This window comes from Micromonospora sp. A200, assembly GCF_029893845.1.
Taxonomy (GTDB): Bacteria; Actinomycetota; Actinomycetes; order Mycobacteriales; family Micromonosporaceae; genus Micromonospora; species Micromonospora purpureochromogenes.
The window spans coordinates 17,452-39,280 of sequence record NZ_JARXXY010000043.1 but is presented as its reverse complement, the minus strand read 5'-3'; the positions used below and the strand labels follow the sequence as shown (position 1 = coordinate 39,280).

General features: G+C 72.8%; 18 protein-coding genes. 14 read left to right on the top strand and 4 right to left on the bottom strand.

Annotated features, from left to right (window positions below):
• Positions 1-49: 49 nt before the first annotated feature.
• Complete coding sequence (locus tag M2302_RS28870; RefSeq protein WP_280840982.1) at positions 50-688, bottom strand: IS5 family transposase; 639 nt, start codon at positions 686-688, stop codon at positions 50-52.
• Positions 689-1,206: 518 nt separating this feature from the next.
• Entirely contained in the window at positions 1,207-1,947 is a 741-nt protein-coding gene (locus M2302_RS28865; protein ID WP_280840975.1) for an NAD(P)H-binding protein, read from the bottom strand.
• A 127-nt stretch (positions 1,948-2,074) separates the two neighbouring features.
• On the opposite strand from M2302_RS28865, the gene M2302_RS28860 reads away from it, so the two are divergent.
• The 4 genes from M2302_RS28860 (at position 2,075) to M2302_RS28845 (ending at position 4,529) form a co-directional block, all read left to right on the top strand.
• Positions 2,075-2,581, top strand: coding sequence for an Rrf2 family transcriptional regulator (locus tag M2302_RS28860; RefSeq protein ID WP_280840974.1), 507 nt, complete (start codon positions 2,075-2,077; stop codon positions 2,579-2,581).
• Between the two features lie 131 nt (positions 2,582-2,712).
• The gene (locus tag M2302_RS28855; RefSeq protein ID WP_280840973.1) at positions 2,713-3,003 is read left to right on the top strand and encodes a DoxX family protein; all 291 of its coding nucleotides are present in this window, start codon (positions 2,713-2,715) and stop codon (positions 3,001-3,003) included.
• Between the two features lie 11 nt (positions 3,004-3,014).
• Positions 3,015-3,680: a TMEM175 family protein gene (locus M2302_RS28850; RefSeq protein ID WP_280840972.1), complete on the top strand. Its 666-nt coding sequence runs from the start codon at positions 3,015-3,017 to the stop codon at positions 3,678-3,680.
• 159 nt (positions 3,681-3,839) lie between these two features.
• Entirely contained in the window at positions 3,840-4,529 is a 690-nt protein-coding gene (locus M2302_RS28845; RefSeq protein ID WP_280840981.1) for an IS6 family transposase, read from the top strand.
• Between the two features lie 38 nt (positions 4,530-4,567).
• Here the strand turns inward: M2302_RS28845 and M2302_RS28840 are convergent, their stop codons facing one another.
• On the bottom strand, positions 4,568-5,770 hold the full coding sequence (locus M2302_RS28840) for a hypothetical protein (RefSeq protein ID WP_280840971.1): 1,203 nt from the start codon (positions 5,768-5,770) through the stop codon (positions 4,568-4,570).
• Between the two features lie 253 nt (positions 5,771-6,023).
• Between M2302_RS28840 and M2302_RS28835 the strand changes: the two genes are divergently transcribed.
• From M2302_RS28835 to M2302_RS28790, 10 genes are all read left to right on the top strand, one after another.
• Positions 6,024-6,647 carry a response regulator transcription factor gene (locus M2302_RS28835; RefSeq protein WP_280840970.1) on the top strand — a complete coding sequence of 208 codons (624 nt, stop codon included), beginning with the start codon at positions 6,024-6,026 and terminating at the stop codon, positions 6,645-6,647.
• A 232-nt stretch (positions 6,648-6,879) separates the two neighbouring features.
• Complete coding sequence (locus M2302_RS28830) at positions 6,880-9,855, top strand: hypothetical protein (protein ID WP_280840969.1); 2,976 nt, start codon at positions 6,880-6,882, stop codon at positions 9,853-9,855.
• A 4-nt stretch (positions 9,856-9,859) separates the two neighbouring features.
• A complete protein-coding gene (locus M2302_RS28825; RefSeq protein WP_280840967.1) occupies positions 9,860-10,603 on the top strand; it encodes a DUF4255 domain-containing protein in 744 nt (247 codons plus the stop codon).
• 11 nt (positions 10,604-10,614) lie between these two features.
• Positions 10,615-12,699, top strand: a complete 2,085-nt coding sequence (locus M2302_RS28820; protein WP_280840966.1) for an ATP-binding protein — start codon at positions 10,615-10,617, stop codon at positions 12,697-12,699.
• 253 nt (positions 12,700-12,952) lie between these two features.
• Positions 12,953-14,374 carry a DUF4157 domain-containing protein gene (locus M2302_RS28815; RefSeq protein WP_280840965.1) on the top strand — a complete coding sequence of 474 codons (1,422 nt, stop codon included), beginning with the start codon at positions 12,953-12,955 and terminating at the stop codon, positions 14,372-14,374.
• 95 nt (positions 14,375-14,469) lie between these two features.
• Entirely contained in the window at positions 14,470-15,735 is a 1,266-nt protein-coding gene (locus tag M2302_RS28810) for a DUF4157 domain-containing protein (protein WP_280840964.1), read from the top strand.
• Positions 15,736-15,882: 147 nt separating this feature from the next.
• Positions 15,883-17,454 carry a phage tail sheath subtilisin-like domain-containing protein gene (locus tag M2302_RS28805; RefSeq protein ID WP_280840963.1) on the top strand — a complete coding sequence of 524 codons (1,572 nt, stop codon included), beginning with the start codon at positions 15,883-15,885 and terminating at the stop codon, positions 17,452-17,454.
• A 23-nt stretch (positions 17,455-17,477) separates the two neighbouring features.
• Positions 17,478-17,921, top strand: coding sequence for a phage tail protein (locus M2302_RS28800; RefSeq protein ID WP_210778695.1), 444 nt, complete (start codon positions 17,478-17,480; stop codon positions 17,919-17,921).
• Entirely contained in the window at positions 17,918-18,397 is a 480-nt protein-coding gene (locus M2302_RS28795) for a hypothetical protein (protein WP_280840962.1), read from the top strand. Before M2302_RS28800 ends, M2302_RS28795 begins: the two co-directional genes overlap by 4 nt.
• The gene (locus M2302_RS28790; RefSeq protein ID WP_280840961.1) at positions 18,394-18,552 is read left to right on the top strand and encodes a DUF6760 family protein; all 159 of its coding nucleotides are present in this window, start codon (positions 18,394-18,396) and stop codon (positions 18,550-18,552) included. The genes M2302_RS28795 and M2302_RS28790 overlap by 4 nt, the downstream gene beginning before the upstream one ends.
• A 3,069-nt stretch (positions 18,553-21,621) precedes the next feature.
• On the opposite strand, the gene M2302_RS28785 is transcribed toward M2302_RS28790, so the two are convergent.
• A complete protein-coding gene (locus M2302_RS28785) occupies positions 21,622-21,789 on the bottom strand; it encodes a hypothetical protein (RefSeq protein WP_280840960.1) in 168 nt (55 codons plus the stop codon).
• Positions 21,790-21,829: the final 40 nt, after the last annotated feature.

The window sequence follows — 21,829 nt, the reverse complement described above, 5'->3', positions numbered from 1 at the left end:
CGCAACGTCGTCGAGCGCTGCTTCAACCGACTCAAGCAGTGCCGCAGCGTCACACCGGAGGCCGGCCGCCGCGGCTGCCCCGCCGGCGGCGGTTGGCCTGCTGGTCAGCGCGTTCGGGGATCGTGTGCCCGATGCCGCGGCGGCGTAGCTCAGCTCGGATGGCCTTGAAGCTGTAGCCCTTGTCGGCGATGACGCGGTCCGGGCGGACCCGGGGCCGACCTGGACCGGGTCGGGCGATGCGGATGCCGGTGAGGACATGAGTGAAGCGGGTGCCGTCGTTGACGTTGCCGCCGGAGAGCACGAACGCCAAGGTCCGCCCGGCACCGTCGCAGGCGAGGTGGATCTTCGTCGTCAGTCCACCTCGGGATCGGCCAAGGGCGTGATCTTGTGCTTCGTCCGTTTCCTGGCGCCCCTTTTGGGCCAGCGGCATGCTGGTGCGCCCGCACGATCGTGTGGAGTCCACCGACGCCAACCAGTCGACGTCCCCGGCCACATCCGCTTCGGCATGGACCCCGGCGAGCATCCGCGCGAACGTCCCGTCCAAGGCCCAGCTGCGAAAACGCGTGTAGATCGACTGCCAGGAACCGTAGCGGGCGGGCACGTCACGCCAGGCCGCGCCGGCCCGGATCTTCCACACGATTCCGTTGAACACCCGCCGATCATCCGATCGAGGTCGACCGCCCGTCACCGCAGACGGAAGATACCGCGACAATGTCTCCCACTCGACGTCCGACAACTCGTAGCGACGACCCACGCGCTACATCATCCGGCACCAAGATCCTTTGAAGACACTGCCTAGGGCCACCGCCGCTTGGTCTGGGCAACTGGACCGGCAGGAGCCGCTGCGGTACGCGCAGGTCGAATCGACCCTGGTGGTGGAGATCGACGCCGACGTGGCGTTCGAGCACCGGCGATGGCGCCACCAGGTCCGCTACGCCCGCGCGACATGTCGGTGTATGACCCCTGCGCCTTCGGCCTGCTCCTCCCCTGTCGTGCGTCCGGGCAAGGGAGGAGCAGATGCGGTAGGTCAGGCGGACCGAGCAAGCGACTGTCGCGATCATGCCTGGTAGTCGACCAACTCGTTTACTGCACGCACGCCGCATGGGCGTCCGACGCACGACAAGGCCTCGGCCAGGGCCGGTCGCAGCAACTCGGCGTGCCGGCCGCCGTCCGATGGTTCATCCGCTGAAGGGCCGAGTGCCCGGGTTAGCGGGCCGATTGGATCCAGTCCTGGTAGTGCGTGGGTGCCAGGTGTGCGTCCGGGCCCGCGATGAGCACGTCACCGGCGACGACCGCGAACATGCCTGCCTTGTCGTCGGTGACGACGGTCCGGTCGTCGTGCTGTGCGGCCAGGGTGACCTTGCCGAGGTCGTCGAGGGCGAAGACGTCCGGGCCGGCGACGTTGCGGATGCCTTGCAGCGGGGTGCCGGTGCAGACGTCGACGACCGCGTCGACGACGTCCGCGGCGGCCATCGGCTGAATACGGGTGGCGGGCAGGCGAATGGTGCTGTCGTCGGAGGTCCAGGACAGGACGGCGTTCATGAATTCGAAGAACTGGGTGGCCCGCACGATGGAGTACGGCGTGGGTCCCTGCCGGAGCAGGTCTTCCTGCAGGGTCTTGGCGCGGTAGTAGTCCAGCTGGGGCACCTGGTCCACACCGACGATCGAGAGGATCACCTGGTGACGGACGCCGGCACGCTCCCCGGCGGCCAGCAGGTTGGTCATGGAGGTACGGAAGAAGCCCAGGGAGGCCTCGTCGAAGGTCGGCGAGTTAGCGACGTTGACCACGACGTCGGCGCCCTTCAGCGCCTGGTCCAGGCCCTGTCCCGTGATCAGGTCGACGCCGGTCGACAGCGCAGCGGGGACGGCCTCGTGCCCGGCCGCGGTCAGCTTCTGGACCACCTGCGAGCCGATCAGTCCGGTACCACCGACGACTGTGAGCTTCATGGCTCTCACCCTTCCACGGCGTGCGCGGGGGCACGCCAACTTCATCGAGGACGCATCCCCGAACTCGGACACTTTCTGTCCGAGACATTAGTCGGATAGTGTGTGTCCGAGTCAAGCCGGGGGTCGTATGAAGCTGTCAGGTGGCGTCGAGTGGGCACTGCACTGCTGCGTGGTGCTGACCACGGCAACGGAACCCGTGCCCGCTGCCCGGCTCGCGGAACTACATGACGTCTCCGGCAGCTATCTGGCCAAACAGCTGCAGGCACTCTCCCGCGCCGGCCTGGTGACCTCCGTCCAGGGCAAGGCGGGCGGATACGTCCTGACCAGGGCGCCCGAACTGATCACCATCCTCGACGTCGTCGCAGCCGTCGACGGCGCTCAGCCCGCGTTCGTCTGCACCGAGATCCGCCAGCGCGGCCCCCTGGCGACACCGCCGGAGGCCTGCACCCGGCCGTGCCCCATCTCCCGCGCGATGGCCGGCGCCGACGCCGCCTGGCGCGCCGCCCTACAAGCGATATCCATCGCGGACCTCGCCGGGAGCGTGGATGAGGACTACGGCCCTACCGCGCTCGCTAGCATCCGCACCTGGTTCAGCCCGAACGACGGCGATACCGCGATTGTCGAGCAGGGGTAGACGCGCGAGGCGATGTCGGCTTCCGCCTGAGACCGACGGCGAGCACGAACGGCTGCGGGCAGCCGCCCAGGAGGCGCAGCAGCGGACCTCGGGCACCTACCCATCCGGGGAAAAGCAATGTCGGCGCCGCCATGGCTGACTTCGCCCGGTCGAGTTTTGCCTTGGTCATTTCGATCAAAGTCGGTGTCCCGAGCTCCTGGCTCCCGATGCTCGCCTCGCTCAAGGTCGCCGGGGCCGTGGGCCTCCTGCCTGGGCTTCTGGGTATCCGGTACATCGGCGTCGCGGCCGCGGTCGAAACTGGTTCTGTTCTTCCTGGGAGCGATCGGGGTCCACCTGCGCGCCCACGAACACAAGCACATCATCACCACGTCGGCTGTTTCCTCTTTGCGATCGCGGCGCTGGTGGCTTCCATCGCCCGCTGAAGACGGCGCTCATGGGGGCGTTCGAAGCGGGATCCAAGTGTCGAAAGGAGAGGGGTGGCGCGGTGAGGACCAGTCGGCTGGAGGCGTTCAGTGATGGGGTGCTTGCCATCATCATCACGATCATGGTGCTGGAGTTGAGGGTGCCGGAGGGTCACGATCTCTCCGACCTCGTCCACGCGACCGGCGTCGGGTTGCTGACGTATCTCCTCAGCTTTGTCTATGTGGGCATCTACTGGAACAACCACCACCACATGTTCCACCTGGTTCGGCGGGTCAGTGGCGGTGTGCTGTGGGCAAACCTGGCGCTGCTGTTCTGCCTGTCGCTGTTCCCGTTCACGACAGCCTGGGTGTCCGAATCGAGGTTCGAGCAGATCCCGGTCGTCATCTACGGTCTGAACCTGCTCAGCGCGGCCGTCGCTTACTTCGTGCTCCAGGCGGTGATCATCCGGCGGCAGGGACCGGAGTCGCCGCTGCGCCAGGCCGTCGGCACTGACCGCAAGGGCAGGATCTCCGTAGCGTTCCACGTCGCCGGGATCCTCAGCGCCCTGACGATCGACCGGAGCGGGCATGTCGGAGTTTGGATTGCCATGGCGTGCTTCGTCGTCATCGCGATCATGTGGATCGTCCCCGACCGCCGCATCGACCGGGTGGTCCGCCAGTACGAACCTCCGGACTGAGGGCGCGAGGTCGACCTCGCCGCTCGTTGCATCCTCTCGAGCCCGTTTCCAGGGCAGGAACCGGGACGGGCCGAGGTCAACGAACGGCGCCGTTGCATTGAACGTTGGCAAGATCGAGGCAGGCTTGAGCAGTAAGTCATCGACCCGTCCTGGCCGTGGCTGCCTCCGAAGTCGGCGTTCGCCGGGTTTCGGTTCTCGCCGGAGGTGATCGTGGTCGCGGTGCGTTGGTATCCGCGGTTCAACCTGTCGTATCGGGACGTTGAGGAGTTGCTGGTCGAGCGCGGCGTGGAGGTCGACCACGTTACGGTCTACCGGTGGGTGCAGCGGTTCACCCCGCTGCTGGCCGACGCCGCCCGATTCTGCCGCCACTCGCCTGGCGACAGGCGGCATGTCGATGAGACGTACGTCAAGGTCAACGGCGTATGGCGGTACGTGTACCGGGCGGTCGACCAGTACGGGCAGGTCATCGACGTGCTCGTCTCGGCCCGCCGTGATGCCGACGCGGCCCGGCGGTTCTTCCGACGGGCGCTATCGACGTTGAAGGCGACACCCGCCGAGGTGGTCACCGACGCCGCCGCGGTCTACCCCGGCGTCCTCGACAAGCTGATCCCGCAGGCGTGGCACCACGTCGAGCAGTACGCCAACAATCCGATCGAGGCTGATCACAGCCAGCTCAAACACCGATTGAAACCGATGCGCGGGCTGCGAACGGAGAAGACAGCACAGGTAATCATCGCTGGACACGCCTTCATGCAGAACCTGCGCCGCCGACACTACGAACTCGCCGTCGACGCCCCGCCCGCTCTGCGAGTAGCCGCGGCGTTCACCGAACTCGCCCTGGCGATCTGACCTCGGACCGAGAAGGGTTCAACACGTCCGTCGATCCCTCAACGCAACGGCGCCTCCGCCATGATCCCGTTGACGTACAGCGACTCGGAGCACGTGCTGGGCGTTCTGGCGTTGACCGGGGTGCCCGGCCTGCGGCAGGCCACCGTCAGCGTCACCTGGGCCCGGGCCGGCACCCGGATCGGCGTCACGGAGTGGTAATCCTGCTCGCGGAAGTTCTCCAGCCCGTACGTCACGATCTTCACGCCGTTGGCGCTCACGCTCAGCGTGCCCTCGTCGCCCTGCGGGTTGTCCACGAGAAAATCGGTGAGCAGGAAGATCTTCCTGGCAGGAACCGTGTAACTCCGCTCCGCCGAGCCGCCCGGATTCGTGCGGAACGAGATCGCCGTGGAGAACTGCGTCTCGCCATCGCCGTTGCGACCACCACCGTTGCGGCCACCACCGTCCTCCGTGCCGCCCCCCGCCGGCGGTTTCGGCGCCTCGGGTGTCTGCCGCCGTTGCTTGTCGACCGCCTGGTCCGCAGCGCGGTCCGCGGCCTGCACCGCGGCCTGTTCGACCGTCCCGTCGACGGCTTCCCGCGCCGCCGAACGCACCACCGGTCGCAACAGACCGAACCAGAGCGCGAGCAGCAGCAACAGCAGAGCGAGCAGCAGCGCCAGCAGCTTGAGCAGCCACGCGGAGAGAATCGGCCGTTGCACGAAGGTGCCGTCGACCGTGCAGGCCACCCCGTCCTCCCGCAGCACCTGCGTGCGGAACGGGAGATGCCTCGGCTCGCCCCGCCACAGCAGGCTCTTCGCCCGCACCACGAGGACGGCATCGAGCCGCTCGCCGGCCGCCAGAGTCGCCCGCGCGGGCCGGAGGGCGAGCGTGAGCTGTTCGGCCGTGTCGGTGGCAGCGAAGGTGAGCTGCTCCGTGAGGTTGCCGCGGTTCTCCGTCTCCAGCCGGTAGCGGGCGCGCCAGCGCCCGTCGCGCACCTGCGGCCGCAACTCCGCGGCGACATCGGCGAACGGCAGGACGACGAGCGTCCCCTCCTCGACCACGGCGGCCTCGGGATGTTCCGACGGCAGCACGCGCACCCCGAACGGCATGCCGCCGGCGGGCACCTGCGACGAGCGCGGCGGCCGGAACGTGACGGTCACCGTCTCCGCCGTGCCCGGGAAGAGCGACAGGACCGGCGGGTCGATCGTCACCCACTCTGCGGGCACGCCGACCATCTCGAACCGGTAGGCCTCGACGATGTCCACCGTGTTGCGGACGCTGATCGTGACCTGTGCCTCGCCGCCCGGCGCGACGGCGACCTCGGTGAGAGCCAGGTTGGCGGATGCGCTCATGTCGGCCGACTGTAGGCCCACGCGGGAACGGGGAAACCCGCCTTACGGGAACATTCACGGGCAGGCCGGGTGCCCGTCCGGGCCGGCGTTAGGTGGACGCAAAGCCGCTCCCCCCACCCTTGCGCCGCGGGCTGCCGAGTGGGCGCCCAGCGATGGGGAGGTTTCCATGAACCGTGTGCCGGTCTGGGTCCACGCCGACGATCCGATCTCGCGGCAGGGGGTGGAGAGCCAGCTACGGTCGCGTCCGGAGCTGCGGATGCTGGCGCCCGGTGAGGCGCAGGACGCGGCGGTCGCGCTCGTGGTCGTGGACAGCCTCGACGAGGCGGCGGCCCGTGAGCTGCGCCGGCTGGGCCGGACCAGCACCGCGAAGCTCGTGCTGGTGCCGGCGCGGATCGACGACGCCGGGCTGGCCACGGCGGTCGAGTGCGGGGTGGTGGGCGTCGTACGCCGCGGGGAGGCCAGCGCGGAGAACCTGGTCCACGCGGTCAGCTCGGCGGTGCGCGGCGAGGGGGCGATCCCCGCGGACCTGCTGGGCCGACTGCTGGCACAGATGGGACGGCTGCAACGCCAGGTGCTCGACCCGCGTGGCCTGACGCTGCTCGGGCTGACCACGCGGGAGATCGACGTGCTCCGCCTGCTCGCCGACGGGTTCGACACCCGCGAGGTCGCGGAGAAGCTGTCGTACTCGGAGCGGACGGTGAAGAACGTGCTGCACGACATCACGAGCCGGTTGTGCCTGCGCAACCGCACGCACGCGGTCGCGTACGCGCTGCGGCAGGGGCTCATCTGAGCCGTCGGCAGCACCCGGGCGTCCGGAGGGTGCCCGATCGGGTCGCGGCTCCTGCCCGGGGCCGTGCCCGTCGGGCCCCTGCCGCCCGACGCCACCGCGTCGAGTATGGACGGATGTGGTGCGGCCTCCGCCAAGCGTCGTGCGGACGGGTCGGGAGCCGCGCCTGCCCCTGCCGTCCACCGCACCGCCTGCCGAGGTCCCGTTGCGAGGTCAGCGCCGAACGCCCACCATCGTGGCCGCAACGACAGCGGCCGCCGTCATGCTGCCCGGACTGGCCGCGTCGGCACCGCCGGCCGCGCCGCCCCGGCCCGCACCGGCCACGCCACCGGTGGCCGAGGAGCGCATCGCGTACGCCGGCACGAAGCACCGCAGCATCGGCGTGGTCCGCGGAGAGGGCGGGGCCGCTGTTTCGCTGCCGTTCTTCCCGATCGGCCCGGACCACTTCGACGACGAGGTGTCGGCGCGGGGCGACACGATCACCTGGGTGAGCCGGCGCGACGCCACCACCACCGAGGTCTACCTGCGCCGCGGCGACGGCCCCGTGCTGCGGCTGACCGTGAACACGTCCAGCGAGGCCCATCCGACGATCTCGCCGGACGGCACCCGGGTCGCGTTCGACTCGGGCGCCGGCCGGGGCGGTGCCGGGCACGACATCTTCGTGATCGGCGTCGACGGGACCGGACTGCGCCGGGTCACCGACGGAGTCGGCGACAACCGGTGGCCGAGCTGGTCGCCGGACGGCACGTCGTTGGCGTTCGAGGGGCGGCGCGGCGGCGAGGTGCCGCAGGTCTACCGGATACCGGTCGCCGGTGGCGCTGTCACGCAGGTGACCAGCGAGCCCACCGGCGCGGGCCAGCCGGCCTGGGACCCGAACCCGGCGCACGACCGCATCGCCTACACCTGCGATCCGGACAGCTCCACCAACCAGAAGATCCATCTGGTGTCACCGTCGGGCGCCGGCGACCGTCTGCTGCTGCCGGTCGAGTGGCAGAGCCGCGAGGCGGCCTGGTCACCGGACGGTTCCACGCTCGCGTTCGTCAGCCGCACCCCACCGGACGGCGGTCCGCTCGGCCAGGTCGACCTGGTCTACACCGGGGTGCCTCGCGACGACGGCTGCTCCTGCACGGCGCAGCTTCGCCTGGCCGAGGACCGGCAGCTGAGCTTCCCGGCCTTCTACACCGCGCCCGGCGAGTCGTCCCCGTCGCTGATCGTGATCCGCAACAGCGCGCCCGACCGACGCACCGCCACCCTGCAGGACATCCGCCCCGACGGGGTCGATCCACGCGACCTGCGCCTGTCGATCCTGCGCGAGGATCCCAAAGCGGAGCGGGACTCCCGGTTCATGTGGCAGCCGACCGAGGGCGACCCGTGGACGGAACGCCAGACGTACTCCCCGGACGGGCGCCGCATCGCGGTGAGCCGGTTCGAGACGGTGGATGGGCGCCGCGTCCAGCGCATCTGGACCGTCGACGCCGACGGGACCTCGCCACGTCTGCTGCCGGTGGCCGGTCGCGGTCCGGACGACCTGGAGCGCGACCCGGAGTGGTCCCCCGACGGCAGCCGGATCGCGCTGGTGCGCAACAGACCGAGCCGCCCGGCGCGGGTGATCGTGGTCGACGCCTCCACCGGGCAGCAACTGCTGGCCGTGCCGACGCCCCCGCCGTACGCGGGGCTCGACGACACCCAACCCGCCTGGTCCCCGGACGGCGCCCTGCTGGCGTTCACCCGGGGCCGCTACAACGAGGAGGCCAGCCGCGCCCACGTCTGGACGGCGAACGCCACCGACGGCCTCGACCAGCGGGACCTGACGCGCGCCGTCTGCGGGCGGGACTGCGACGTCGTCGACGACAGCGCGGCCTTCGCCCCGGACGGCCGCCAGATCGCGTTCAACCGCCGGGAGGACGGGCTGGTCCTCACCGACGTCGACGGCACCCGCTGCCGGCTGCTCTTCCCGCCTTCCGGGGCCTCCTGCGCCGCCCCGGTTCCACCGCAGCCGGACGGCCCGTTCCAACCGCGCGACGTGAGCTGGTCGCCGGACGGACAGCGGCTGGTCTTCTCGGCCCGGCGCGAGCGCGACCAGAACTCGCCGGAGGCGCTGCACGTCTACGACATGACGACGGGCCGCCTCGCGTCGATCACCGGCGCGCTGCCCGGTCGACAGAAGGAGCCGACCTGGCAGCGGTCGGTCGATGTCGCGACCGCCGTCGTGACCACACCCCCGACAACCACCGTCGGTGGCCGCACCGCCTTCACCCTGTCGGTCACCGACCGCGGGCCGAGCCCCGCGCCCGCCGTGCGGCTCGACCTCACCGTGCCGTCCGGCGTGCAGCTCACCGCGCTGGTGCCGGAGCGGGGGACGTGCCGGCTCACCCCAGCGGGCTGCGACCTTGAGGCCATCGGCGTCGGCCGCACGCTGACCGTACGGGTCGAGCTGACCGGGATCGCCGCCGGTTCCTTCCCGCTCTCGTGGTCGGTGAACCCGGGAGTGACCGACGCCGTGCCGGCGGACAACCGGGCTCGCACGGACGTGCGGATCGTGCAGCCGCCACCGACCGCACCGGCGGACCCGGCGCTGACCGTCTCGGTCACCCCCGCACCCGCGTACGTGGGGGGCTCCGCCGGCGTCACCTACACCGTGCGCAACGCGGGCGGGCAGCGGGCGACGGGCCTGCGGCTGAACCCGACGCTGCCGCCCCGCGTCCGCGTCGCGGCCTCGCCGCCGGGGTGTGCCCCGCAGGCGGGATGCCGGCTGCCCGATCTGGCCCCGGGCGGGGCGACCACGGTGACGTTCGTGCTGACGCCCGACGCGGCCCTGGCCGCGACCGTCGCCGGCGCCGTCACGACCACCGGCGGCAACGCCGACCCGGCCAATGACACCGCCAGCGCGCCGCTGCGGGTGCTGCAGCCGCGCATCGTCGCCGTGCCGGCGATCGGACCACCCGGTTTCGTCACCTCGGTACGCGGCACCGACTTTCCCCCCGGAGCCCGGGTGCGACTGGCCTGGAACGTGGGCATCACCGCCGCGACCGCACCGGCCGTGGCGGCACCGGACGGCACCTTCGCCGCCCAACTGCTGGTGCTGCCGAAGGATCGGCTCGGCCCCCGCGAGATCACCGCGTCCGGCACCGGCTTCGCCCCGGTGACCACCCCGTTCCGGGTGGTGCTGCCGCCGCTGCAGCCGCCCGGCCACGTCAACCGGCGGTGGTGACCGGGTGATCCACGAGGTCGACGAGGCCCTGCGCGGACTGGTCACCGACGACGCGCTGGCCGGCACGGGGGTCGAGGTCACGTTCGACGCGCCCACGAGGGAGTGGGCCGCGCGGCGCAACGCACCGACGGTCAACCTGTACCTCTACGACATCCGGGAGGACCTCGCGCGCCGCAGACAGGGCGCCATCGCCGAGTACGACGATCGGGGTGCCACGGTCGCGCTGCACGACCCCGCGCGGTACTTCGCCCTGTCGTACCTGGTGACGGCGTGGACCAACCGCGCCCAGGACGAACACCGCCTGCTGGCGACGCTGCTCGGCACGCTGATCCGGCACGACGCGCTGCCGCCCGCACGGCTGACGGGGTCCCTGGCGACGCTCGGCCTGACCGTGCCGATGACCGTCGCCCGGCCACCCGGGGAGGATCGCGCCTTCGCCGACGTGTGGTCGGCGCTCGGTGGAGAGTTGAAGCCGTCGCTGGACCTGGTCGTGGTCGCGCCCCTGTCGGCCCGGCGGACACTCGCCGCCCAGCCGGTCGTCGACGGGCTGCGGCTACGCACCGCGGACCCCGCCGACGGGCCGGTCGAGACCGCCGCCCTGCGCTACGGCGACCCGGTCGCGTCGCCCGCCGGTCCCGGCGACGCGGAGCAGGGATCTGCCCTGTCGATGGTCGGCGCACGCCGCACCCGAGGCGCCGCGCGACACCGCGACGGGTCCGGATCCCCGATCCGCGGCTCACAGCGGTGACCGCCCCCGCGATGCCCGCGACCCACCTGCTCGCCCGACTCCGCCTGATCGAGCGGCGGGTCCGGCGCGCCGTGGACGAGCGCCGCCGCGCCGATCCGGCGCCGGACGACGCGTTCCGGGGCCTGTACGTGTCGGACGAGATGGCGGACCGGCTGCTGGACACCGCCACGCCGCCGCCCCGGGACGACGACGGCGAGGGATTGGCCGTCGAGGCGGACACCGACGCGCACCAGGGCGAACCGCGACTGCGCCGGTTGGCCCGCGACTTCGGGCTCGCGCCACTGGACGTCGAACTGCTGCTGCTGGCTCTCCTGCCCGACGTCGACGCCCGGTTCGAGCGGCTGTACGGCTACCTCAACGACGACGTGACCCGACGGCGGGCGTCGATCGGGCTGGCACTCGAGCTGTGCGGCGCCGTCCCCTCCTCGGCCACCGCGCGTGGCCGCTTCGCCGCGTCCGCGCCGCTGGTCGCGGGCGGTCTCCTGCTGGTCGAGGAGGCGGCCGAGCGGCCCTTCCTCTCCCGCGCGCTGCGGGTGCCCGACCGGGTCACCGCCCATCTGCTCGGCGACGACACCGGCGACGCCCGGCTGGCCGGCCTCGCCCGCTACGAGGAGCCCGACCCGGGTTGGCGGCCCGCGTCGGCGGAGCGGCTCGCCGCCGCCATCCGCGACGGACTGCGGTTGGCGTACGTGCGGGAGCGGCCCGGCGCGGCGGCGCAGGCGCTCGCCGCGGCGGCGCTGGCCGCGACCGGCGCTCCGGTGCTGCGCCTCGACCTCGACGCACTGGCCGCCGACCCCGCGCCGGAGGAGGCGCTGGCCGCCGCCGCACGCGAGGCGCGGCTGCGCGGCGGAGGGCTGGTCGCCGGCCCGGTGGACGCGCTGGACCCCACCGGGAGGCCCGGCGGCTCCCGGCTGCTGCGCCGACTCGCCGCGCTGGCCGTACCCGTCCTGCTCACCGGCCGCACCGGGTGGGATCCCTTCTGGGCCGAACGCTCCCCGCTGCTGGTGGCGGCCGAGCCGATGACCGTACGGGACCGCAGCGCACTGTGGTGGGCCGGGTTCGGTGCGCGGGCGGGCACCCCCGCCGGCGCGGACCTGGACCCCGAGCGCGAGCTCGCCCCGTACCTGCTCACGCCGGACCAGGTCCGGCGCGCCGCCGAGACGGCCGGCCACCGGGCGCTGCTGGAGGGCGCAGCGCAGGTCGGGCCCGAGCACCTGCGCGCCGGGGTGCGGTCGCAGAACGGGGCGGGGCTGGAAAAGCTGGCCCGGCGGGTCGAACCCGCCGTCGGCTGGGTCGACCTCGTCCTGCCCGACCCGGTTCTCGAGCAGCTACGCGAGCTGGCCATGCGGGTACGCCACCGCGACCGGGTGCTCGGCGGGTGGCGGATGCGCCCCGGCGGCGGGCGCGGTCGCGGCGTGACGGCGCTGTTCGCCGGCGACTCCGGCACGGGCAAGACGATGTCGGCCGAGGTGGTCGCCGCCGACCTGGGCGTCGAGTTGTACGTGGTGGACCTGTCCACCGTGGTCGACAAGTACGTGGGCGAGACCGAGAAGAACCTGGAGCGCATCTTCACCGAAGCCGCGAATGTCAACGGAGTCCTGCTGTTCGACGAGGCCGACGCCATCTTCGGCAAGCGCTCGGAGGTCAGGGACGCCCACGACCGGTACGCCAACCTGGAGAGCGCCTACCTGCTGCAGCGTATGGAGTCCTTCGACGGGGTCGCGATCCTCACCACGAACCTGCGGGCCAACCTCGACGAGGCGTTCACCCGGCGGCTGGACGTGATCGTCGACTTTCCGCTGCCGGACGAGGGACAGCGGCGCGCCCTGTGGGACCGCTGCCTCGGCCCGGCGCTGCCCCGCGCCGAGGATCTCGACCTGGATTTCTGCGCCCGGGCGTTCGAGCTGGCGGGGGGCAGCATCCGGGCGTGCGCGGTCACCGCCGCGTACCTCGCCGCGGGGGCGGACCGGGCGGTGACGACCGACGACCTGATGGCCGCCGTGCGGCGCGAGTACGGCAAGCTCGGGCGGCTGCTGCTGGAGAGCGAGTTCGGGCCGCACCTACGCATCGGGCGGGGAGCGCTGCAGGAGCGCTAGTCGCCGGACGAGGTGACGGCGACGCGCCGCTGCCCGTTCGGGCAGCGGCGACTGCCCTCGACCACGCCCGGCGGTCCCTGGCACGCCCCAGTCGGCGGGGACAGCGTGAGGACAGGGGTTGGATCCGCGGCGAAGAGGACAAGTCATGCATGCCCATCAATCCGGGCCGGAATCGGCCCCACCATCGGTCCGGACGCCGCACCGGCGGCCGCCGTCGGAGTCCGCACCCGGTCCGCTACCCGGTCCGGAGGCGGTGCTGGCGCTGCAGCGCACGGCGGGCAACGCCGCGGTGGCGCGGCTGCTCGGCCGCGACGAGCACCGCAACGACGCCGCCCGCGGGCACGCCGCCCCGGTGCAACGCTCGGCGGTGCACGACGTCCTGCGCAACCCGGGTCGGCCGCTCGACGGCGACGTGCGGGCGGAGATGGAGCAGCGGCTGGGCACGGACTTCTCCGACGTCCGGCTGCACACCGACGCGGCCGGACACGCCGCCGCTGAATCCGTGCAGGCCGAGGCATTCACCTCCGGCTCGCACATCGCGTTCCAGCGCGGCAGATTCGACCCGTCGTCGGCGGCGGGGCGACACGTGCTGGCACACGAACTGACCCACGTGGTGCAACAGCGGTCCGGTCCGGTGACCGGCACAGCGACCGACGACGGCCTGCGGGTGTCGGATCCGTCGGACGCCTTCGAGCGCGCGGCCGAGGCGAACGCCGCTCGCGCGATGGCCCGACCGCTGTCCACGCCCGCGTCGGCCGCCCGGCCTGACCCGGCGACGACCGGCTCCGGCGGCGCAGCCGACGGTCCGGGGACGGTGCAGCGTATGCCGAAGAAAGACAAGGGCAGGAAGAAGACCGCGGGGTCGTCCTCCGCGGGCGGCTCGTCGGCTGTGGAGGCAGCGCCCGCCGCGCCGGCCGAATCCGACTACGAGTACGTGATGCGGCAGATCGGCGACCGGGTCGAGGGATTCGCGGAACTGGAGGAGAACCCGCGACAGGACCTCCTGGCGGCCGTGGGGCTGTTGAACCCCGACGACATGACGATCTTCCTCGACAGAGATCAGGTCGACGCCGATTTGGACGACCTCGCCGCACAGGTGGCGGACGAGTTCGCGCAGCGGGCGAACCGGCCGGGCTACCAGGTGAGCGGCGGCCGGAGCGACTGGGCTTCCAGCAGGACCACGGCCGAGCACGCCGCGCTCCGGGAGACACCGGCCAACCAGTGGGGCAGCCAGACGACACTGCACCACAAGATCTCGCGGAGCAACCTCAAGGAGCTGCTGGCGGCGGCCGAGGCGGCCCGGCCGGCCTCGGACCCCCTGTTCACGTTCCTCGAGCAGTTGACGGACCGGGTCGGCTCGACGGGCCACGAAAAGCTCCTCTACAACATGCCGGCCAACCTCGAGATGGGCCCCGCCTCCGACATCCGTCGGACCGACCCGGGCAGCGGGTTCGACCCCAACCATGTCGACGGGCGGATGACTCCACGCTCGAGCCACCTGGTGGAGGTCGATCGGATGATCACTGCCGGCAGCTACGACTGGCAGCGGCTGGCCGAGCTTCTGGAAGCGGCCGACGCGGAACACCGGACGGCACACCGAGGTCAACTGCTGTCACCGCCACGGCCGGAACTGTGGGAGAAGGCCGGCGCCAAGTACGAGAAGAAGGCGACCTGACCGGCTCGTGGGCGAGACCGGGAAGCGTCGACGGTGCGATCGACACGTACCTCTCAACCCCCGGCTCCCGCCCGGGGCCGGTGACAGGAGTGATCATGCGCGACCACGAACAACGACCGGACCCCGGCAGCGGTCGGAGCAGCGCGCTGCGCCGGGCTCCGGCCGCCGGTGTACCGGTCACCGCACCGGACGGTCGGAGCAGCGCCCTCGACCCGCGCTCGATCCAGGCGCTCCAACGCTCAGTCGGCAACGCCGCGGTCGTCCAGATGCTGCACCAACGGCACACCCACCCCGCCTCCTGCGGTCACGGCCCCGAGGGCCAGGACACCGCAGCGGCCACCGTCCAACGGTCGGCGGTGCACGATGTGCTGCGGTCAGCCGGGCGGCCCCTGGCCGAGCCGCTGCGCACCGAGATGGAGGCCCGCCTCGGCGCGGACTTCTCGTCGGTACGCGTCCACGACGACGCCGCGGCCCGGCGGTCGTCGGACGAGATCGGCGCCCGCGCCTACACCTCCGGGGAGCATGTCGTCATCGGCGACGGCGGCGGCGACAGGCACACCCTCGCCCACGAACTGACCCACGTCGTCCAGCAGCGCCAAGGCCCCGTGGCCGTTACCGACGCCGGCAACGGGCTCAGCATCTCCGACCCCTCCGACCACTACGAACGCGCCGCCGAGGCTAACGCGCGGCACGTCATGCGGGCGCCGCTCGACCAGCAACGCCCCGTGCAGGCGCCCAGCGCGGCCGCCGCCCCCGACGGCCCCGTCACCGTGCAGACCATGCCGCCGCCGGTGCCGGTCAAACCCGCCCACCTGAGGGTCGGTCAGACCAGCGAGGCCGCTACCGCCGAGGAGGCGCCACCGCCGCAGCCCGCGGTTCCCGAACACGGGTACCTCCTCAAGGGAGACGCCGGGCCACTGCGCTTCTTCCGCGCCGACCGGCGGGCCCCCGAAGACCTCTCGCGAGGGATGAGCTCCTTCCGCTCCGCGTCCGTCACGACCGAGCTGGCCGCGTTCCTCAACGATCCCAGGGCCTACGCCCAGGACCATGTCAGCAACAACAACCCGCGCCTGGTATCCACCGCGCTGGACCAGGAGTGCGGCGGCTACGCCAGCAACGACAGGCACCTCTACCAGATCGAGGTCAGCGGCTGGTACAGGTTCGAGCAGGAACCGCCCGCGAGAAGCAGGATCCTGGCCAAGCCGGCCATCTACGCCAACAGCACCTCCCTGGGGACGGCGACCGCGGCCGTCATCGGACCCATCGGCGCCACCCAGGAGATGGACTTCTTCGCGGAGATCCCCCGGTCCTTCATCACCGCCTGCCGCAGACCGGGCGCGAGCGACTTCACCCCGCTCTGACGTGCCTGAACGGGGGCGACGCGTGCCGGATCCCTGCCCTTTCGGGAACCGGACCATGCCCCGGTCCACGCCCACCCGGCCGTTTCCGGACGCGCCACGTGACCGGAAGGCTACGGAGGACAGACCACCGCCGGAAAAGGAGCGTTCATGCCGTCGTACCTGTCCCCCGGTGTCTATGTCGAGGAGGTCCCCAGCGGCTCCCGCCCCATCGAGGGCGTGGGGACCTCCGTGGCGGCCTTCGTGGGACTCGCCGAGAAGGGACCGTTCCACACCCCCACCCTGGTCACCACGTGGAGCCAGTACGTCCAGGTCTTCGGGGACGTCGTCGAGGGCGCGTACCTGGGCCGCGCGGTGTACGGCTACTTCGCCAACGGCGGTGGCATCTGCTACGTGGTCCGGGTGGGCGAGCAGAGCCCCGGCAACGGGCAGGGCCGCGACCGCGGCGACGGGGCCGGCAAGGACGGGCCTCGCGCGCTGCCGGCCGGCGAACCGGCGGCGCTCGGCACGTTCAAGGTGACGGCGCTGCCCGCCAGCGGCGGGAACATCACCGTCGAGGTGACCGACGCCGACGCCGACGGCGCCGGCGAGGACCGGTTCAGGCTGCTGGTGCACCAGAACGGCACGGTGGTGGAGACGTACGACGTCTCGTCCAAGAAGAACACCAAGGCGTACGTGGTGACGCAGGTCAAGGAGCGGTCGCGGCTCATCACCGTCGAGGAGGCCGCCCCGGCGAACGCCCTGGCGCGCCCCGCCAAGCAGACGGTGACGCTGGCGACGCTGGCGACGCCCGCCGAGGTCGTACCGGCCGCACTGTCCACCGAGGAGTACGTCGGGGACCCCGACGCGCGTACCGGTTTCGGCGGCCTGGAGGCGATCGACGACATCACGATGGTCGCGGTGCCCGACCTGATGAGCGGGTACGAGCAGGGGCTGGTCAGCGCGGAGGACGTCAAGGCCGTGCAGCTCGCGGTCATCTCGCACTGCGAGCAGATGGGCGACCGGATGGCGCTGCTGGACCCGCTGCCCGAGATGACGGCCCGGCAGGTGCTTACCTGGCGGCAGGAGGAAGCGGGCTACGACTCGAAGTACGCCGCCCTGTACTACCCCTGGATCAAGGTCTTCGACCCGGCGACCGGGCAGAACCGGTTCATGCCGCCGAGCGGACACGTCGCCGGCCTGTGGTCCCGCACCGACACCGAGCGCGGGGTGCACAAGGCGCCGGCGAACGAGGTGGTACGCGGCGCGATCGAACTGCAGAACAACGTCACCAAGGGTGAGCAGGACCTGCTCAACCCGGCCGGCGTCAACTGCCTGCGCGCCTTCCCCGGGCGGGGCATCCGCGTGTGGGGGGCCCGCACCCTCTCCTCCGACCCGGCATGGCGGTACGTCAACGTCCGCCGCCTGTTCAACTACCTGGAGGAGTCGATCCTGCTGGGCACGCAGTGGGTGGTCTTCGAGCCCAACGACGAACGGCTCTGGGGCACCATCCGGCGCAACATCTCCGCCTTCCTCCTCGAGGAGTGGCGGCGGGGCGCCCTGTTCGGCAGTTCCCCGGCCGAGGCGTTCTACGTCAAGTGCGACCGCGAGACCAACCCGCCGGAGGTGATCGACCGGGGCCAGGTGGTGTGCGAGATCGGGATCTGCCCGGTCAAGCCCGCGGAGTTCGTCGTCTTCCGGCTGGCCCAGTTCTCCGACAGCACCAGCCTCGTCAGCGAGTAAGACCCGAAAGGCGGTAGCGACACATGCCCGAGACCGGCGACACCCTCATTGTCCACAAGTTCCAGGTCGAGCTGGGCGGCATCCAGGTGGAGTCCGTCCAGGAGGTCAGCGGCCTGACGGTCGAGCTGGACGCGATCGAGGTGAACCAGGTGACCCCCACCGGGGAGTACATCATCCGGAAGCTGCCCGGCGCCCGTAAGGGCGGCGAGGTCACCATCACGCGCGGGCTCGACAAGAGCAGCTCGTTCACCGAGTGGATCAAGCAGACCTTCGAGAAGGGCGCGGTCACCGCCGCCCGGAAGAACATCAGCGTCATCCTCGTCGACCCCGAGAACTCCAACCAGCGTCGCTTCGACATGAAGAACGCCTGGGTGAGCAAGTGGGAAGGGCCCAGCCTCAAGGCGGGCGAGCCGTCGGCGGCGACGGAGAAGGTCACCGTGGTGTTCGAGGACATCACCACCTCATGAGACGACGTACCGTGTCCACGCTGGCGCTCGCCGAACGGGCCGAGGACGACCACGGCTCCGGCGCGGAGCCGGGGACGCCACCGGCGCGGACCACGCGGCCGCCGAAGCTGCAGACGGAGTTCGAGTTCGAACTGCCGCGCGGGTACGTCGACGACTCCGGCACCGTGCACCGCCACGGGAGCATGCGGCTGGCCAGGGCTCGCGACGAACTCGCACCGCTGATCGACCTGCGCGTCAAGCAGAACCCCGCGTACCTGTCGGTCGTGCTCCTCAGCCTGGTCATCACCCGCATCGGCAGCATCACCGAGGTCCATGCCGAACTGGTGGAGAAGCTGTTCGCCTCGGACCTGGCCTTCCTGCAGGACTTCTACCGGCGGATCAACGCGGAGGGCCACACCCGCGCCGCCGTGACCTGTCCCGCCTGCGACGCGAGCTTCGAGGTGGACATCGCCGGTGGTCGCCCGGGGGAATCGTGACGTACGCGGCCGACCGGCTCTACGAGGAGGTCGCGTACGTCGCCTACCACTTCCACTGGCCGCAGCAGGAGATCCTCGATCTCACGCACGAGGAGCGGCTGCGCTACGTCGAGCAGATCGCGCGCATCAACACCCGCATGAACGAAGGCGAGTAAGTGGGCCTACGCGACCTCCTGCGCCGACGCCGCCGGGACACGCCGTCCGAGGCCGAGCGAGCAGCAACGGGTACGCCGTCTCCCGACGCCGGGCCCGCCGACGTCGGCTGGCGGGCCCTGCCACCGCCGCGGCGGACGTTCGACAGCGACCCGGGCCTGCTCACCGATCCGCACCGCTTCGAGGCCCGGCTGACCACCCGGCAGGACCCGACCCTGCACACCGCGCCCGGCCACCTCGTCAGCCCCGACGCGCCGGCCGGTCTGGCGTACGACCTGCTGCGCGCGGCGCCGGTCCCGCCCCCGGGTTCGGCCAGCACCGTGCAGCGCCTACCACTGGCCTCGCCGACGCCGCCGCCGGAAGCCGGCGTGCAGCCAGCGTGGCTGCCCGAGCCGACGACGGCCACCGAGGCGGCGCCATCGGTCGCCGCGGGCATCACGGAGCCGGCGTCACCGGCCCGCGCGGCGGTCGTCCCCCGGACACCGGTCGCAGGGCGTCACCGCGCCCTGACCACGGCGCCGGCGGTACGGTCCACCCGGCGGCTGCCCGCGGTCCAGCGGGCGGGGGGCGGAACGACCTCACGGCGCGCCCCGGTCCCCCCGCCGGCCCCGGCGACTCCATCGCCGTCACCGGCTCAATCGCCACCGGCGGCGGCATCCCCGTCACCGGCCCAATCGGCTCCGCCGGTCGGGAACGCTTCCGGTCCCGATTTCTCGCTGCCCGCGCGGCATCCGTCGACGGCGCCACCGGCGGGTGCCTCCGATCGGCCGGGCACCTCCGATGGGCCGCAGCGACCCACCCTGGCGCACCGTGCCCTGGTGGCGTCGCAGGACGCCGCCGCGAGCGCCGCGCAGGACACCTCCACCGGCGCCGCGCCGCCCCGACCGGTGCCCGCGCCCCGAGCGGCACAGCCCGCATCCCCGGCGGCACCACCGCCGCCCCGGCCGGTCCCGTCGGGACAAGCGACGCCGGCGGCGGCCAGACCGCCCGCACCGGCGAAGCCTTCGCCCCGTGCCCCTGGCCGAACCGGGCTCGGCGACCCCCTGCCGGCCCTGCCCTCCACCGCGCGCGGGAACGCCCGGACGGGTGTTCCAGGGGTTGTGTCGGCGCCGCCCCTGCACCCCGCCACTCCCCCGACGCCCGCCCAGCGCGCGTCCACAACGACCGCCGCAACGGCTTCTCCGGCGCCCAGGACCGGCGCGACGGGATCGTGGGGGGCGCGGTCGTCCCGCCCGCCGTCCGGGTCGGGTCGCACACCGACCCAACCCGGCCCCACAACGGCCCAACCCGGCCCCACGACGTCCGGAACGGGCCGCACAGCGGTCGGGACGGGCCCCACAAAGGCCCAGCCCGGCCCCACAACGCCCGGAACAGGCCCCACAACGTCCGGGACGGGCCGCACACCGGCCGAGTCGGGGCGCCCGGCCGAGACAGTCCGCAGACCGGCCGGGACAGGCCGCACACCGCCGGAGTCCGGGTCTCCACCGGCCGGGACAGCCGGCAGACCGGCCGGGTCCGGCGGGGCAGCGCCGGGGGCCGGGATGTCAGACAGCGCCGCGACCTCGCGCCGGACGGCGGACGGGCCAGCCGCCCACGACGGCCCGGACGTGCCCTCCACGCCGGCCATCGCGCCCCTCCTGCCGGGGCCGCACTTCGGACCGGTCGCGCCTGCTGCGGGCGGAGCAGCCGGACCCACCGCCGACGCGAGCGGTGCGCCTGTCGTACAGCGCGCGGTCATTCAGGCCGGCCAACCGCGGCGCGCGCAACCGGACGAGCCGCACGCCGCTCGTGACAGCTTCCACGCTCCATCGGCCCATGTCGGCACGGTGGCCCGCATCGCACCCACGGTCCCGGCCACCGCCGCCGACGCGGACACCACCTCGCGCGCGGACACCGGGACCGTCGGCGTTGCGCCCCCGGCCGCTGCCGCCCCGCCGTCTCCGCCGTCGGGCGCGCCCGGCCGTGCTGGGCGGCCGGTTCCTCTCCACGCCTCCGCACCATCCGTGCCCGCCGTGCAACGGCTGCCCTTCCCGCCCGACCCGGCCCCGCCGGTCACCCGCGTCACGCCACGGCCTGCGGGAGTACCGGCCGACGGCACCAGCCCGTGGCACACCGACGCATCCCGCACGGGACGGCCACGGCCTGCCGTGGCCTCCGCCGCTTCGGCCCCCGTCGCGCCCGTCGCCGGCTCCGCCGCGGTGCCCGTCGCGCGTGCACCGCTGCGGCAGACGGTGGGTGCGGCTGCCCCGCACGCCGGCACCCGATCGACCCCCGCGACCGGATCCGCCCTGCCATGGGTCACCGGCTCGGTACCCGCGTTATCGACCGGCGATGCCGGGCCGGTCCCGCCGGGTGGGTCGCCCACCGGCTCCTTCCGCCGGGCGGTTCACGTCGTACAGACGCTCGCCGCCCGGCCGCTGCACCCGGCGCCCACGGCGGTCGCCGCGCCGACTGCGCCCGCCGGGGTTTCCGCGGCCGGGACCGGCGCGGTGCCGGTCCGGTGGACCAGGCCGGGCGCGACGACGTCCGGGGAGCGCGGTCGCGCCGCCACCGTCGGCGGCAGCGGGCAGGTCCGTCTCCCACCGGAACTCCACCCGACCGGCAGGCACGGAGGCGCAGGCAGCACACCGACGGGGGGCCGCCGTGGTGGCGGGGCGCGGGTTCCGGAGGCCCCGGCGCGCCGCCGGCCCCCGGTCGCGCCGGCGCTGCCCGCGGACCGCCCCGACGGCCCGCGCGCCGAGGTGCCGACCGTCGGGGCCGTTCGACCGCTACCCGTACAGCGCGCTGCCGCACCGACGTGGCAGCGGCCGGCGGCCACCGGGCCGCTGCCCACCGTGCACCATCCGGCGTCGACTGCCGCTGCGGGGCAGCCCGCAGCCGCGCCGGGCACGCCCGCCCCCCGCGCCGGCGGACCGCCGCCGGCGCCGCCCGCGCCATCGAGGCCCCCCTCGCCGGGCACGGGCGGGACCGCCCAGCGCGGCCGGGTACCCGTACAGCGGAGCGTTTCCGCGCCGCCCGCCACCGGCGTGCCCCACCGGGGCGGGGGCAGGGCCGCCGATGAACTGATCGGCTCACTCGACCGCCGCCACCTCGACGAGCTGGCGCACCGGCTGATCGGCCCGCTGGGCCGGCTGCTCCGCGCCGAGCTGCGGCTCGGCCGGGAACGGACCGGCCGGCTCCTGGACGGTGGTCGGTGAAGGGCCGCCGGCACGCTCGTGCCGGCCCGATCCGGCCGGCACGAGCGACGGGTAAGGACAGTGGCACAAGGAGAGGACGAGC

What these genes read in the sequence shown, in the direction of transcription:
- M2302_RS28865 (WP_280840975.1), bottom strand. Translation starts at nt 1,947, where the DNA reads ATGAAGCTCACAGTCGTCGGTGGTACCGGACTGATCGGCTCGCAGGTG.
- M2302_RS28860 (WP_280840974.1), top strand. Translation starts at nt 2,075, where the DNA reads ATGAAGCTGTCAGGTGGCGTCGAGTGGGCACTGCACTGCTGCGTGGTG.
- M2302_RS28855 (WP_280840973.1), top strand. Translation starts at nt 2,713, where the DNA reads ATGGCTGACTTCGCCCGGTCGAGTTTTGCCTTGGTCATTTCGATCAAA.
- M2302_RS28850 (WP_280840972.1), top strand. Translation starts at nt 3,015, where the DNA reads ATGGGGGCGTTCGAAGCGGGATCCAAGTGTCGAAAGGAGAGGGGTGGC.
- M2302_RS28835 (WP_280840970.1), top strand. Translation starts at nt 6,024, where the DNA reads ATGAACCGTGTGCCGGTCTGGGTCCACGCCGACGATCCGATCTCGCGG.
- M2302_RS28820 (WP_280840966.1), top strand. Translation starts at nt 10,615, where the DNA reads ATGCCCGCGACCCACCTGCTCGCCCGACTCCGCCTGATCGAGCGGCGG.
- M2302_RS28810 (WP_280840964.1), top strand. Translation starts at nt 14,470, where the DNA reads ATGCGCGACCACGAACAACGACCGGACCCCGGCAGCGGTCGGAGCAGC.
- M2302_RS28805 (WP_280840963.1), top strand. Translation starts at nt 15,883, where the DNA reads ATGCCGTCGTACCTGTCCCCCGGTGTCTATGTCGAGGAGGTCCCCAGC.
- M2302_RS28800 (WP_210778695.1), top strand. Translation starts at nt 17,478, where the DNA reads ATGCCCGAGACCGGCGACACCCTCATTGTCCACAAGTTCCAGGTCGAG.
- M2302_RS28795 (WP_280840962.1), top strand. Translation starts at nt 17,918, where the DNA reads ATGAGACGACGTACCGTGTCCACGCTGGCGCTCGCCGAACGGGCCGAG.